The following is a 14719-nucleotide window of genomic DNA, read 5'->3' as shown; positions in this document are numbered from 1 at the left end:
TATCAATTCATTTATATCATGAAAATCTGGCTTATTGGTGCTTTGCTCCTATCTTATTTTGCAGAAGCCCAACAGCCTATCTATAAACCGTTCGAAGTTGATAGTATGGCCGAGCCTCGCGGGGGGCAAAAGTCAATTGATTCTTATGTACGAATCAGTTTACGAAAACCAGTGACTGCCTTAAAGCTGGGATTGGCAGGTCGGGTGATTGTTACCGGAACCGTTGAGCCGAATGGTTTTGTATCGGGCGTTAGCATATTGCAAGGTTTACAAGCTGACTGTGACACTGAAGCCGTTCGGGTATTTTCTACCTTTAACGCGTGGAAACCAGCACTAAAGGCTGGCAAGCCAGTTCGCCAGCAGGTAACATATCCCGTTGTCTTTAAGCCCAATAAGCCATTTATTTATGAAAATGGTGCCCAAATCAACTATTATGACAAGAATAAGGGGCTTGTTGATTCGACCAACTGGAAAACTCGATACAAACTCGTTAAACCTGTAAAACCAAACTGGCTTCCGTCTGGCGATATGGTTTTATATAAAAGCAAAGGTGCTACGTCATGGATAGAGGATACACGTTACAAGCTTGTTCGGGAGGAGCTTACGAACAAAACGCCAACTGGGAAACGCATTACCCGATTAAGCTATCGAACACCCACCAATGAACTGTTTGATAAGTCTTACGAAATAGACGAAGATGGTATCATGCTCAGTTCAATTAGTTATGATAAGAAGGGCGAGCCCTTCGACCTGTTCAGCTATGCTCCCAACGGTGCTTTACTTGAAGTAACCCGAAATTATAGATCAACAGTAAAGCTCAGTAATACTGGGTTGGTTAATAGCTGGAAACCCACCCTGATAAAGCATGTAATGTCCTGGTATCCAACAGGTCAGGAATACGCTATAATCGTCTATGAGCAACCTGACCAGCTTCCGCAAATCATATCTATGCGGGATAGTACAGGCCTTGTGTTAGTAGATAAAGGGTATGGTACAGCTATTTTTCGAGCTATAAAGACCTCTCATCTAGACACTACCCGGAAAACGCTCTTTACAGAAACTGGTCCAGTGGAAGGAGCATTCAAGCAGGGAGTTTGGACGGGCCGCTACGCCGACGGTTCGTATTTTTATGAAGAACAATATGATAAAGGAATCTGTCGGGCTGGGAAAGCCTGGGCAGTTGGGCGTGATACCGTGCGTTACACAACCTTAGAAAATCCACCAGAATTTCAGAATGGTATGGCTGGCCTGGAGCAATTTCTAAGAAAGAACCTGCGTTACCCGTTCGATACTAAGCTGAAGAAGACCCAAAGTAAGGTATTTGTCAGGTTTATGGTTGGGGCGGATGGTACATTGAGTGAGTATGAGGTGACTAAACCTGTTCATCCAGAATTGGATCAGGAGGCTATCCGGATTGTAAGCCTGATGAGTGGGCTCTGGAAGCCGGGTATTCGGCGGGGAATGGAGGTTCGCATGAATTATACGGTGCCGATCAATTTTAGCCTGAACTGACCTTTATGAAATCATAATGGATTTTGTAGAGGTTAGCTATCCTACGCAAGCTTATTCTTCAGCTAAGGGCTCTGCTTCTGATGGCAATAGCAATCTTTTTATCTTTTCGGGAGAAAACTGCGTTTATTGCCGCTTAATGGATACCCTGATTGTATTATTCAAAGGGATTTGAATCGCCCTTTGACCTTCCCGATGAATGGCGTAATTTTAGCTTAACATTGAAACGAAAGACAGCGGTGCTCAAAAAACCTGACGTCGTCTGTATGGCCGGGTCAGATATTTTCCCCATATTTGTCTCCCTTTTTTGCGACCCCAACCGTAATTGAAAATGTTCTCCCGTGAATGTAACTACTCAGCCAGGCATGCAGCGTGAAATAACGACGGTGTGGAATCGCTGTCTGACCGTTATTCGGGAGATCGTACCCGAACAAAGTTTCAATACGTGGTTCGAACCCATTGTGCCCCTGCGACTTAACGGTCATGTACTGACGATTCAGGTACCGAGCGAGTTTTTTTACGAATGGCTTGAAGAGAACTTTGTACATGCCCTGCGGAAGGCACTCGATACCGCAATTGGTCCCAATGGGCAGTTGGAGTACTCGATTATCGTCGATAAGGGGAATGCCCAAAACCGCCCTCTTACGGTAAACATACCCACTACGAAGTCAACCCAAACGTCCAAACCGGATAACGTTAGCCCGGATCTGATCAAAAGTCCCTTTATTTTTAAAGATCTGGATTCGCTTACGCTCGATTCTTATCTGAACCCGACCTACACATTTGATAATTATGTAGAAGGTGATTGCAATCGTCTGGCGCGTTCAGCGGGGTACGCCGTTGCCGAGCGACCAGGTGTTACGTCGTTCAATCCGCTCATGATATACGGCGGTGTTGGTCTGGGAAAAACGCATTTGGTGCAGGCTATTGGAAACTACATCAAGAATAACAATCAGAACAAATTTGTACTGTACGTTACATCCGAGAAGTTTACCAACCAGTTCCTGAACGCTGTTCGTAGCGACGGTATTCGCGACTTTACCTCCTTTTACATGCAGGTAGATGTACTGGTGATCGACGATGTACAGTTCTTGCAGAAGAAGGAAAAAACGCAGGAAATCTTCTTCCATATTTTCAACCACCTGCACCAGTCCGGGAAGCAGATTATCATGACCTCCGACCGGGCTCCACGGGCACTGGATGGGCTGGAAGACCGCTTACTCTCCCGATTCAAATGGGGGCTATCGGCAGATTTGCAAACGCCTGATCTCGAAACGCGGATTGCTATCATTCAGAAAAAGCTCCAGGCCGAAGGCATTTATATTGAGAATAATGTAATTGAATACCTGGCACACAGTGTCAACACAAACGTACGGGAGCTGGAGGGGGTTATTGTGTCGTTAATGGCGCAGGCATCGCTGAATCGGCGGGATATCGACCTTGAACTGGCCAAGCAAACTCTGCGAAACATCGTCGTTGATTCAGACCGCGAAGTCACGATTGACTCGGTGCAGGAAGCCGTTGCCGATTATTTTAATGTGACAATTGCGGATCTGAAAGCAAAAAGCCGGAAGCGCGAACTGGTACATCCTCGGCAGATTGCCATGTATTTAGCTAAAGAAAAAACCGACCTGTCGCTCAAATCCATTGGTTATCATTTTGGTGGGCGCGATCATAGTACGGTTATCCACGCTGTTCAAACCATCAGCGACCTGGTAGCCAAACATGCCGAAACGCGCGATGCTATCGAGAAGCTGAAAGCCCAGTTTAAGTGATTTTTTTGTCGGTATGACAAAAACGCTGAAACTCATTCCCCGCCACCAACTCAATACTACGGCATGGGACGCCTGCGTAGCCGCTTCTTCCCAACGAATTCTGTATGGCTATTCCTGGTATTTAGATGCCGTACTGCCCGCACCTGACTGGAAATGGGTTGGACTTGTTTTGCCTGATGAATCAGGAGATACGTATCAGGCTGTTATGCCTGTTCCATTGCGTCGGAAAACGATCGCTGGAATTACATACGAATGGGTGGTGCATCAGCCATTCTTCTGTCAGTTCCTGGGCGTTTTTAGTCTTGAAAAATCTATTGATTCAGGCCCGTTTCTTGTGTTGATGATTGGCCAGTTTCGGTATGGCTCGATCTACAATACATACCAACAGCCAGATGGTAGGCACGCTTCCCAATTGATCACTACCCACACGCTCGACCTTTCTGTTGGCTACGAGACTATCTATAAAAACTATTCCCACGATCGTAAAACAAACCTCCATCGGGCTCATCGTGATTTCGATAAGGCTACTACCTGGACAATTACAGAATCGACCGACGTGGAGCCCTTGCTAACCTTGTTTCAAGCTAATCATGCTGATGCCATTGATGGGGGCGTAGCCAACTGGGCGTACGCTATTTTTAGGAGGCTGATGAATGAATTGAGCAAGCGCAACCTGACCATCTTGCGGTATGCTATGCACAAGGGAAACATGGAGGCAGGCGTCTTGTTCCTATGCGCAGGGGATCGGATTATATACCTCTTTAACGCAGCATCAGAACTCGGGCGGAAGGTAAACGCCCGCACGCTATTGATTGATCAGTTGATTCAGGAGTACGCAGGAAAGCCAGCGATTTTTGACTTTGAAAGCCCAGAGAAACCATCCATTCGGGATTTTTACCGAAGTTTCGGAGCCGTTGAACAATCCTTCTGGACGCTACGCTGGAACCGATTGACAGTCGTGGAGCGAGGCTTAGTAAAGTTTAAAAGTTGGTTTTGATCATCATGAAAATCATGTAGTAAAAAGGCGTGCCACGGTTTAGAACTGTGGCACGCCTTTTTACTAAACGAATGTAACCCGCTTAAAAAAACTTCAGTGCCTGTTTTAGGCCAACGTTTTGCTTCAGATCCATAACCATTGAGCCAACCCACAGGTCAACCTCAACTTTAACAGGCACTTTGTTTGTATCATCAGAAACGAAGATACGGATGGACTCTTCGTCCTTAAAGAGTTTATTCTGAGGAAGTACAGGATTTAATTTGATGACATTAATCTTACCGAACTTCGTTTTAACAACGTCTTTACCCCGATAGCGAACCTTCATGTTATAGACGGTATCGTCGTAGAAAGCAGGAAGCTCAATGATCTGCCCATTGCTAATTCGGTTGAAGTCAAATGTTCGCAGGAAATAGTAACCGCTAATAAAGTCGTGGACGTTATCGGGTACTTTAAATATATCGCGTTCGGTGCGTTCCTCCGCCTTCACGGTGTTCGCTTCGTGGTTGAAGGTAATATTCTCTTCCTTCCGATAGCTGTTTTCCTGAAGGTTACTATAAAACTTTTGTGGAAGAATGGCCGAGGTGTCAATATAGGAACGCCAGGTATCGCGGATGCGCGTTACAAGGTCAAAAGCACCAACTGTGCGTCCATCCACATTAACGCGATAGCAGGGTCGCTCGTTAACTTTATAAACGGTTGGACTAACGTCCACGACAGCTTCGGCCGCGTTCAGGAACCCATAGTGAACCCGATACTCGAGGTGCTCACCAGGTCCAAAGCTGTTATTCTGCACACGACGATACGTGTTCATTGCCATAAAGCCGGTGCTCATAACAGACAAAATACCGATGCCAATCAATAACTTCTTCATACTAAAAGCTACCCGTTAGCCGGGCTTCTTTATAAAGATGGATAGGTTTGTTTAAGGTATGCCAGATACTTTTTAAAATCTCCTCCAAATTGTTTCTCAAACTCCTGCCGAAATCGATTCTGTTGTTTTCGGTAGGTAAGATACCCAATGAAATACGCATTATTGGGTAGGTTTAGTTTTGTAAGACGCCGTTTTTTTACCAAACGTACACTTGCGTTGCTTCGCTGATCGGTTAATGTATCCGACAAATCAACGATTTGCTGAATCATTTTCCACTTCAACGAATCTTTGACTACAACGGGCATAGCTGGTTTAAACGTCTTGTACAAACTATCGAGCATCCGGGTGCCGTGCAAAACATGTTCATCGTAGCGTTCATAAAACGCTTTCGTGGCCAGATAGTTCTGATAAGGAACGGATGTCTTACCGTACTTCTGCGCCAGAAATCGCAAGGCTCCGTACTCTCCTACGAAGTCGGCCAGGTTTTCGTTGTATTCTAAACTATTTTTTACAAATAATGTGCCGTGTGTTAGTTCATGAATAATCAACTCGGCCAGGCTACCTTCCGGTCTATCCAGAAAGCTGGATAAAATCGGGTCATTTAAAAATCCTAATGTCGACCAGGCCGATACTTCACCAATACGAGTGTCGAAGCCTTCTCGTTTCAATTCAGATACGGTCGAATCAGCCCGGTCTTTTTCAAAAAAACCCTTATACGAAAACGTACCTAGTATCGGGAAGCGCCATTGTTTAGCAATGAGTTGATACGGTTCGGCTGCCGTAACCACCCATAAAATGGGCTTACCCTCCTGGTCATAGAATGATTCGTAACTGCCTGACTTATCCAAACCAAGCGAGTCTATAGCAAAACGCTTGATTTCTCGGATAAGTTCTATTTTTTTCTTTGCTGAGTCAGGGTACGTTTTGTCGCTTAATACCTCAACAACGGGTTTCATATTCCATAAAATTCGCAATTGCCCCCGTGCCTGCATTAAGCCGTAGCTGACCAACTCCCACTGCCAGACAACTAAAACAGCCAGAACCCCTACAATGACAAGAGCAATTTTTTTGACCATAGGTTGGAAATACGCCTTAGAAATATCGTTGCAAAAGTAAAGAACTGTATGCCTTAACTAAAAGATAAAATGCGGTAAGGTAACAGTTCAGTGTTGTCAAGTGTCGAAACGACTGGATAAGCGGTAATTGCGCTGAAGATTATCATAAACAAGAACCGGCCACACCTAAGCAGGTGGGCCGGTATGTTGAAAAATAGCTGAAAATTTAGGCCGAGTAGCCACGAGTCTCTACTTCCTGAACGGCTTCGCCAGTTAGATCATCTAAAAATTGATCATGAGTCATTGGCTTTGAAAACATCGGGAAGTTCTTCGCGCAGGCAAAAGCCTGTTCTTCTTCGCTTAGAGTGGCTGTGCAGTCGGTAAGGGTGATGACCTCAAAGCCTTTTTCGTAGCCCGAACGCATGGTAGATTCGACACAGCAATTAGTCAGAAAGCCTCCAAGAGCAATGGTTTCAATGCCCTTACTGCGTAAAATGAAGTCCAGATTCGTACTGGCGAAGGCATCTAAACCGCGTTTGCCTTCCAGTACAATATCATCGGATTGTGGTGTCAGGGAATCAATAATGTCGACGCCCCACGAGCCTTTCCGGAACGACTGGCTATCAACTACACCTTTCAGAATGCCATAGGGATGCTTCGTAATTTCAAAATAGCCTTCCTGAAAACTAATCGGCGAATGAATGATAACGGCTCCGGCTTCGCGGGCTTTGGCTACCAGATCAAGCGTATTCGCCAGCATGTTTGTCGATTCCATAACGCCTTTAACGGCATCGTGCAGACTACCCCCTGGCGACGTAAAATCGTTCTGATATTCAATAAGGACAACGGCAGTTTTTTGCGGATTCATAGGAGTTCAGTTTGAGTGACTATTGATAACGAAAGTAGCCATAATCCCGTACTTACTCCAGTGCCTGATACACGGCAATCCGAAATTTCTTCACAAAATCGCCATAGTACGCATAAGGGTGCACATTCGTGAAAATGAGCAAGATAAGTTCTTCTTTTGGGTCGATGGTGAATTCGGAACAATACATGCCTCCCCAGTTGTAGGAGCCGGGAGAAGCCTGATCACCATAGCGGGAGTTTTCGGTTATCAGCATAAAGCCGAGCCCAAATTTATCTTTGCGATCCCATACTTCGGCAGCTCCGATTTGGTTGCGAAGCATCATCTCTATGGTTTTTCGACCCAGAATCCGCTTGTTGTTGAAGCTGCCTCCGTTGAGCAGCATCTGGCAGAGCCTGGCGTAATCTTCTACTGAACTGACCAAACCAGCACCGCCTGAGAAAAATGTTTTTGCTCCCGACACGGCAAAATTTCGGTAGGCCTCGTTCGTGTGTACTGTCAAGGGTTGGTCCATTCCCGGCTTGCTGTATAACTCCACCAAACGGCTGGCTTTATTATCGGGCAAATAGAAATAGGTATCATTCATACCAAGCGGCTCCAGTACCCGTTCACGCATGGCTACATCAAAGGGTTTACCGGCTAGGATCTCGATTAATCGTCCAAGAATATCGATGTTAAGACCATAGGTAAAACCCGCGCCGGTGGAGTCCGTGCCGGGGTCACGCAAGAGTGGGCGTGTGGCGAGTTTATTAATGACATCGTCAAGTTTGTCGGGCGCAGTCGAATTAAAGAAGGGTACCCGGAACTCGGGTCGTTGGTCGAGGGGGTGCTCATAGGGGATACCGGCGTTGTGACTCAATAACTGCCGAATCGTAATTTCACTTTTTGCCGGACGAGTTTCGTACTTACCACCAATGGGGTCTTTTTTATCATAGCTAACCAGTACTTTCGGGTTTTTGAAAGCCGGGATGTATTTCGAAATAGGATCGTCCAGCAAAAACTTTTCTTCTTCGTATAAGGTCATCAACGTTACGGTCGTGATGGCTTTTGACTGGGAGGCAATCCGGTACAGATCATCACGTTTTAGAGGTGTTTTCTTCGCCAGATTGCTATAGCCAAACGCTTTGTAGTGCACAATTTTTCCTCGATGTGCCACGAAGGTCACCGCGTTTGGGGCAATGTCTTTATCAATAAGTCCCTGTAACCAAGTATCCAGTCGTTTCAACCGGTCGGCCGAAAAGCCCGCTTCTGCGGGCGATTTAGCTGTGGTAAACGTTTGTGGAAAGGGTTGGGCAAGAAGTGAGGTTGTGACAAGTAAAAAGGGTAGGAGCAGGCGCATTGTGGTTTACGGTTTGAGGTTTACGGTGGGCTGACGCGTTGGTAATTTTGCGTCAGCCCACCGTAAACCTCAAACCGTAAACCATAAACATTCTACTTCTGGAAATCCCACGCTACCACCACCCAGGTTTCGCCAATGACTGGATCGTAAAACTCGTAGAGCGTTTCGAAACCCACGCGGGCGTGGGCACGTAATGAGCGTACGTTATTGGCCGAAATATCGGTGATCAGCAATTGATAGCGGTCGCCGTAGACGTCACGATGGTGCTGAAACATCCGATCAAATACCCGTTGCCCCCGGTAACCTTCGCCTACGCAAACCTGCCCCATTACGTACCAGGAATAATCCTGTAGCGGTTTTTCGTTGTAGTTCAGCGTGTTTATTAACGAGAATAACGGCAGAAGCTCGGGCACGTCGGCCCCAAATTCGGGAAGCATAGTCAGCGCATAGCCCACGACAGTATCACCATCTTTGGCAATCACACTCGGGGCTGCCTGATTCATACGAGCCAAAACAACCGGGTCATGCTCAACCGTCACAAACCCCTGATCAACTTGCACATCGAGCGGTACATTCTTACGAAGATTCGCTTGTTGCAGCGTTAGAATACCCTGCACATCAGCATCGGACTGAACGGTGGTAATGGTCATGAGATGTTAATGTGTAATGGTTAATGTACAATGCATAATGAGCAGCATCTCGGTATTAGATATCCATTATTCATTGTACATTAACCATTACACATTTCTTTAAAAAAGTCGAATCTACTTCGGCACCGATACCTGGTGTTTCGGGCAGTTCGATTTGGTAGCCATTGTACGTTATTCCGCCAAAAACGGGGTCTTCCGCATGTTCGAAACAGGCATCCAGATCATAGAAACGCACATTCTGACGAGCCGATGCAAAATGGGCATTCGCGGTTAAGGCCAACCGGGACTCCGACATGCACCCAATCATGCAGGGAATTCCGGCGGCTTCGCCAATGGCGTTGATTTTGAGCGCTTCAAAAATACCTCCGCTCTTTGAGAGTTTGATATTGAAATAATCGACAGCTTCCTCTCGCACAAGCCGTATGGCATCGGGTGCATCGAACAGGCTTTCGTCGGCCATGATGGGTACGGTTGTTTTCTGTCGAATTTGACGCAGACCAGCAATGTTATGTTTTTTAATAGGCTGCTCGCAATACTGCACATTCCAGTCGCCAATGGCCCGTAAAACACCCGTCGCTGTTACAACATCCCAGCCCTGATTCGCATCGGTACGGATGGGTGTTTTATCGCCAATCGCATTCCGAATGGCTTCTACGCGTGCGATGTCATCCTGCAAATTCGTACCTAGTTTCACCTTGATGGCCTCGGCACCCTTCGCCTGAATTCGTAGCGCATCTTCCACCATGCGTTCAGGCGTGTTGATGTAAATCGTCTCGTCGGTTACGAGGGTACGCTTTTCGCCACCCAAAAACTGGTACAACGGCATTCGGGCAGCTTTGGCTGCAATATCATAGAGCGCCATATCGAAGGCTGAGCGGGTGGTGGGGTGGGCCGGTAGATAGCGCGTCAGGGTGTTGATACAACCTTCAATGTTGAGCGGACTTTGGCCAATTAGCAGCCTGGCCATATCATCCGCAGCCGCCAGTCCCGATGCCTGAGTTTCGCCAGCAATCATCCACAAATGCGACCCTTCTCCCCAGCCCGTAATGCCTTCATCGGTTTGAATCTCGACCAATATATTCCGGGCGTTTTCAATAGTACCGAGCGAAATAGCAATGGGCGCTTTGAGCGGAATGTCGTAGCGGTAGAGGTTGATTTGGGTTATTTTCATTGATATTAACCGCAAAGGGTGCAAAGGTTAACACAAAGAGCGCGAGGTTAATTTTACATTGCGATCTTCGCGTAACCTTTGCGCCCTTTGCGGTTAAAATACTAATTTGGGAATTGGCTCTTGTCCAGGCCGGGAATAATACGCAGGGCATTTTTGTAATACACCTTCTTCAACACCTCATCGGGTAGTCCCATGCCGTACATCCGCCAGAACGCGTGGTACTTTTTGTGGTAGGGGAAATACTCGTCGTCGGTTTCGAGGACGCGGAAATAGGTTGCGTATTCGGAAGGTACCCAACTGTCTTTACCGAACAGAATCCGGTCCTGGTATTTCTCGAAAAACTTCCGGCTCGCCCGTGGCTGCCGACCTAGTTCCGCGATAACAGCCCCAATCTCAACGTTCATGTTTGGAAACACTTTCATCAGACTGTCGAGCTTGTTCAGATCATTTGGGTACCAACCCATGTGAGCGGCAATGAACACCGTTTTTGGGTGTTTCCGGAATACGTTGTGCTGTTCGGCGATGAGTTGTTCCCAGGGGACAGGATCGTTTGGAGAGCGCTTGCGACCGGCGTGGAGCTTGAGTTCGAGCCAACGTTCATTATACCGGTCCATTGGGTCCCAGAAGGATTTTGGGTCGGCGGTGTGAATTAACACCGGAACGCCTAATTCACCACATTTTGCCCAGACGGCGTCCAGACGCGGATCGTCTACCCGAACACGATTGCCTTTGTCGTCTTTGACGTTTAAGCCTAAATTTTTGTAAATCTTCAATCCTCTTGCCCCCTTCTTTACATCTTCTTCGAGGGTTTTTACTGCCTGAACCGTCCAGCCTTTGTCGTTGACATCGGCAAAATTGAGGTTGGTAAATAGAGCAATCCGTTTCGGGTTTGTTTTCTGGATGTTCGCCAGTGCGCTGGTGAAAAACTTTGTGCTTTCGGTTTCACTATTGCTGAAGCCGCGACCGCTCAGGTTAATCATCAGGCCCATGTTCAGGTTGTCCATCTGGGCAATTAGCTTGCTCAGGTCTTCATTATCCATCTGATATTGATGGTTGTGGACATCAATGAACGGGTATTTTGATCGGGTCAGTTTATGTTCCGGCACTTTCAGCGTGGAAACGGGATCGTATTCCTCGAATCCAAGTGGCTCAGGGGGTTGATTCGTCTTTGTGGACTGACCACAGGCTACTACTCCCAGCAAAAGGAGCGCAGGAAGGTAAAGCAGATTTTTCATAAAGAGGCTGTATTTTAACTAAATGGACAATGAATAATGAACAATGTATAATGCTACGATTCTTATTGTTACTAGCTAATCATTATCCATTCTACATTATCGATTTTACATTTATCTAGCAACTAATCCCTAAATATAAGCGCCACACAATGAGCGGCAATACCTTCGCCCCGACCTACAAACCCAATGTGCTCCGATGTGGTGGCTTTTATGGAAATATCTTCTTCGGGAATGGCCATCACGTCTGCCAGACAGGTTTTCATGGCCGGAATATGTGGGTTGAGTTTCGGTTCCTGAAGCACAACTGTTACGTCCACATTCGAGATCTCGTAGCCAGCGCCCCGAACCATTCGGAGAACTTCGGCCAGCAGCAATTTACTGTCAACGCCTTTCCAGCGCGGATCTTTATCCGAAAAATGGTAGCCAATATTGCGCATGTTGGCGGCTCCGAGCAGCGCATCGCACAAAACATGGCAAACCACATCGGCATCCGAATGGCCCACTGGCCCAAATGTACTCGGAATCAGAATGCCCCCCAGCCAGAACGGCCGACCTTCTTCGAGCCGATGAACATCATACCCTTGTCCTACGCGAATTTTCATGCAACTCGGTAATACAAGGTCGAGCAATTATCTTTCCGCAGGACTTGTTTGGCCATCGCCTGAATCGCATCGGGTGTGACGGCCTGAATCTGAGCAGCCTCCTGATTAACTAAGTCTGGATTCCCCGCATTAGCCGCGAAGGCAAGGTTCATCGCCCGGTTTAGTAGTTCAACTTCCGAGAAAGCGAGTGTGGCTTCTGCCTGATTTTTCACTTTAGCCAGCTCATCCTCCGGTACGGGTTTTTCTATCAATTCCTGCACAACGGATTCCACCGCGGCATCGGCTTCTTCAAGCGAAACTCCTTTGTTTAGGTTGCCCTGAACCACCAGCAAACCAGGGTCGATGGACGATGTAATGTAGGCGTTGATACTGCTGAACACTGGGTTATCGCGTAAGAGTTGTTGATACAAACGCGATGATTTGCTTCGGCCAAGCATGTCGCTCAGTAGGTCAGCGTTATAAAAATCAGCATCGAACCGTCCCGGCATATGGTAGGCTTTATACAAACCATTGAGGGGCACCTTCGCCGATGTTTCCAGCTTACGGGCTTCGGTCTGAATTGGTTCTTTAGGAAGCTGCCGAATATAAGGATCACCAGCCGGAATAGGGGCAAACCATTTGGCACACAACTGCTTCACCTGCTCAACGGTTACATTGCCTGCTACAACCAGAATGGCGTTGTTGGGTAGGTAATATTTGAAGAAAAATGATTTAACATCGCCCATCGTAGCCTCTTCAATGTGGCTGATATCCTTCCCAATCGTTGCCCAGCGGTAGGGGTGTTGCTGGTAGGTCAACGGACGAAGTTTAAGCCAGACATCACCGTAAGGCTGGTTTAGGTAACGTTGCTTAAACTCTTCAATCACTACTTTTTGCTGCACGTCCAGCACCTGCGGATCGAACGAAAGACTCAGCATCCGATCCGATTCGAGCCAGAAAGCGGTTTCCAGATTGGCTGAGGGTAAGGTGATGTAGTAATTCGTAATATCTGGGCTGGTAAAGGCGTTGTTTTCGCCCCCCACTTTCTGCAGCGGCTCATCGTAACTCGGAATATTTCGCGACCCACCGAACATTAAGTGCTCAAACAGGTGTGCGAATCCCGTTTTGGCGGGGTCTTCGTCGCGTGAGCCAACGTTATATAAAATATTGACGGCGGCTATCGGCGTAGATTCGTCTTCATGAACGAATACCCGCAGGCCATTATCTAAAACAAATTGTTCGTAATGAATCATGAATTGGGAAGCTGATCGGGCTGATCTTACTGGGAAAAAAGCGTCATTTTTTGCTAAAACTGGTTAATAAGGTTAAAAGGTGGCCTTAATGAATGGTTTGTTAATTCATCATGTCTAGCCTCCAATTTAATCTAAACAGCTTCTGCAACTTTTGCGTATGGCCCTCGTCAGATAATACGCATTGAACAAAAGTACAGTTCCGACTGTATAGAATCAAACGGCGTTATTTCGACTAATACTTTGTCCATTCTGAAAAATACTTTACTGAGCGTATTTCTGCTCTGTTTACCGGTGCTCGCTCCAGCGCAGGTCATGAGTGACCCAGCCGCTCAGCAAACCATTGTAAAAGCGCTTGATCACATTTATAATCTTGAGTTTGCTGATGCTGATGTATTGATTCGACAGCTTCAGGCCAAGTATCCGCAGCATCCGGTTGCCCCAATTTTACGGGCTACACAACTGGATATCCAAAACTTGCCGCTCGCTGAAAATAAAGTGGCCACCGTACAGTTTGAGCAAGCCGTTGGGCAGGCATTACAATTGTCGAAACGGATGCTTGCCAAAAACGAAGAAGATCCGGAAGCTGTGTTTTTTATGCTCACTTGTCATAGCTATATGGCCGCACTATATAACAATCAGGGCGAGTCGTTAAAGGCTGTTGGTGAATCGAAAAAGGCATACAATTACCTGCGGGATGGTATCAAGTTGACGGACAAGAATCCAGATTTCTACTTCACAACCGGGCTTTATAACTATTATGTCGAGCGCTATCCGGCCGACCATCCAATTGTTAAACCCTTCATGTTTTTCTTTGCCGATGGCGACATTGCACTGGGAATCAAGCAGATGGATATGGCAACTCGTAAAGCGGTGTTTATGCGCCCGGTATCCAATTACTACCTGGCACATTTGCTGATGAAACACGAAACGAACCCAGCACGAGCCACGGTCTACATGAAATATCTGGTTGATAAATACCCCAACAACCCGTTATTTGCCATGACCTACGCTGAATCGCTACTGCTGTCGGGGCGGTATAGCGAAGCACGCCCTTATGTTCAGCGGTTGAAGCAGATGCCTAATAAATTAGTGCCATTGGCCTTCCATACGTTCACCGGAATGCTGACCGAGTTGGCTGATAAAAATGACAAAGAAGCTGCTGAGTCCTATGAAATGGCACTCAAATTTCCATCGAATGATGCCTATACGAAGGAGTATCGCGCGTTTGCCTATGCAGGTTTAGCGCGTATAGCTGACCGGGCTAATAACCAGAATCAAGCCAAACTGTATTACAAAAAGGCACTGGCCGTAGGGGAGTACAAGTCGCTGATTCGGGAGGCAAAGGCGTATAAATGATATGTATGATGTATGATATAGGATGTATGGCTGGCGCGAAATACATCCTATATCATACATCA

Annotated in this window: 13 protein-coding genes; 5 read left to right on the top strand and 8 right to left on the bottom strand. The window is 46.8% G+C overall.

The genetic code is table 11. The features are described from left to right. Positions 1–18 precede the first annotated feature (18 nt). From EXU85_RS30600 to EXU85_RS30590, 3 genes are all read left to right on the top strand, one after another. The gene (locus EXU85_RS30600; protein ID WP_142775719.1) at positions 19–1512 is read left to right on the top strand and encodes an energy transducer TonB; all 1494 of its coding nucleotides are present in this window, start codon (positions 19–21) and stop codon (positions 1510–1512) included. A gap of 362 nt (positions 1513–1874) precedes the next feature. Continuing rightward, entirely contained in the window at positions 1875–3284 is a 1410-nt protein-coding gene (gene dnaA, locus EXU85_RS30595; protein WP_142775718.1) for a chromosomal replication initiator protein DnaA, read from the top strand. 13 nt (positions 3285–3297) lie between these two features. Beyond that, positions 3298–4281: a GNAT family N-acetyltransferase gene (locus EXU85_RS30590; protein ID WP_142775717.1), complete on the top strand. Its 984-nt coding sequence runs from the start codon at positions 3298–3300 to the stop codon at positions 4279–4281. Positions 4282–4363: 82 nt separating this feature from the next. On the opposite strand, the gene EXU85_RS30585 is transcribed toward EXU85_RS30590, so the two are convergent. The 4 genes from EXU85_RS30585 to EXU85_RS30570 form a co-directional block, all read right to left on the bottom strand. Continuing rightward, positions 4364–5152: a DUF3108 domain-containing protein gene (locus tag EXU85_RS30585; protein WP_142775716.1), complete on the bottom strand. Its 789-nt coding sequence runs from the start codon at positions 5150–5152 to the stop codon at positions 4364–4366. Positions 5153–5181: 29 nt separating this feature from the next. Next, complete coding sequence (locus EXU85_RS30580) at positions 5182–6228, bottom strand: aminopeptidase (protein WP_142775715.1); 1047 nt, start codon at positions 6226–6228, stop codon at positions 5182–5184. 205 nt (positions 6229–6433) lie between these two features. Then, positions 6434–7075 carry a cysteine hydrolase gene (locus EXU85_RS30575; protein ID WP_142775714.1) on the bottom strand — a complete coding sequence of 214 codons (642 nt, stop codon included), beginning with the start codon at positions 7073–7075 and terminating at the stop codon, positions 6434–6436. Positions 7076–7127: 52 nt separating this feature from the next. Next, the gene (locus EXU85_RS30570) at positions 7128–8411 is read right to left on the bottom strand and encodes a serine hydrolase (protein WP_142775713.1); all 1284 of its coding nucleotides are present in this window, start codon (positions 8409–8411) and stop codon (positions 7128–7130) included. A 139-nt stretch (positions 8412–8550) separates the two neighbouring features. On the opposite strand from EXU85_RS30570, the gene EXU85_RS36285 reads away from it, so the two are divergent. Continuing rightward, on the top strand, positions 8551–8637 hold the full coding sequence (locus tag EXU85_RS36285; protein WP_142776890.1) for a hypothetical protein: 87 nt from the start codon (positions 8551–8553) through the stop codon (positions 8635–8637). A 494-nt stretch (positions 8638–9131) separates the two neighbouring features. Here the strand turns inward: EXU85_RS36285 and EXU85_RS30560 are convergent, their stop codons facing one another. From EXU85_RS30560 to EXU85_RS30545, 4 genes are all read right to left on the bottom strand, one after another. Next, complete coding sequence (locus tag EXU85_RS30560; RefSeq protein WP_142775712.1) at positions 9132–10232, bottom strand: mandelate racemase/muconate lactonizing enzyme family protein; 1101 nt, start codon at positions 10230–10232, stop codon at positions 9132–9134. A gap of 101 nt (positions 10233–10333) precedes the next feature. Next, positions 10334–11467, bottom strand: a complete 1134-nt coding sequence (locus EXU85_RS30555) for an amidohydrolase family protein (protein WP_142775711.1) — start codon at positions 11465–11467, stop codon at positions 10334–10336. Positions 11468–11589: 122 nt separating this feature from the next. Then, positions 11590–12069 carry a 2-C-methyl-D-erythritol 2,4-cyclodiphosphate synthase gene (gene ispF, locus EXU85_RS30550; RefSeq protein ID WP_142775710.1) on the bottom strand — a complete coding sequence of 160 codons (480 nt, stop codon included), beginning with the start codon at positions 12067–12069 and terminating at the stop codon, positions 11590–11592. Then, a complete protein-coding gene (locus EXU85_RS30545) occupies positions 12066–13301 on the bottom strand; it encodes a pitrilysin family protein (protein WP_142775709.1) in 1236 nt (411 codons plus the stop codon). The genes ispF and EXU85_RS30545 overlap by 4 nt, the downstream gene beginning before the upstream one ends. 240 nt (positions 13302–13541) lie before the next feature. On the opposite strand from EXU85_RS30545, the gene EXU85_RS30540 reads away from it, so the two are divergent. After that, entirely contained in the window at positions 13542–14657 is a 1116-nt protein-coding gene (locus EXU85_RS30540) for a hypothetical protein (protein ID WP_142775708.1), read from the top strand. The last annotated feature ends 62 nt before the right edge of the window (positions 14658–14719 follow it).

This window comes from Spirosoma sp. KCTC 42546 (assembly GCF_006965485.1).
GTDB lineage: Bacteria > Bacteroidota > Bacteroidia > Cytophagales > Spirosomataceae > Spirosoma.
Note: the sequence above shows the minus strand (reverse complement) of the source record. Positions and strands in the feature narration are given on the sequence as shown.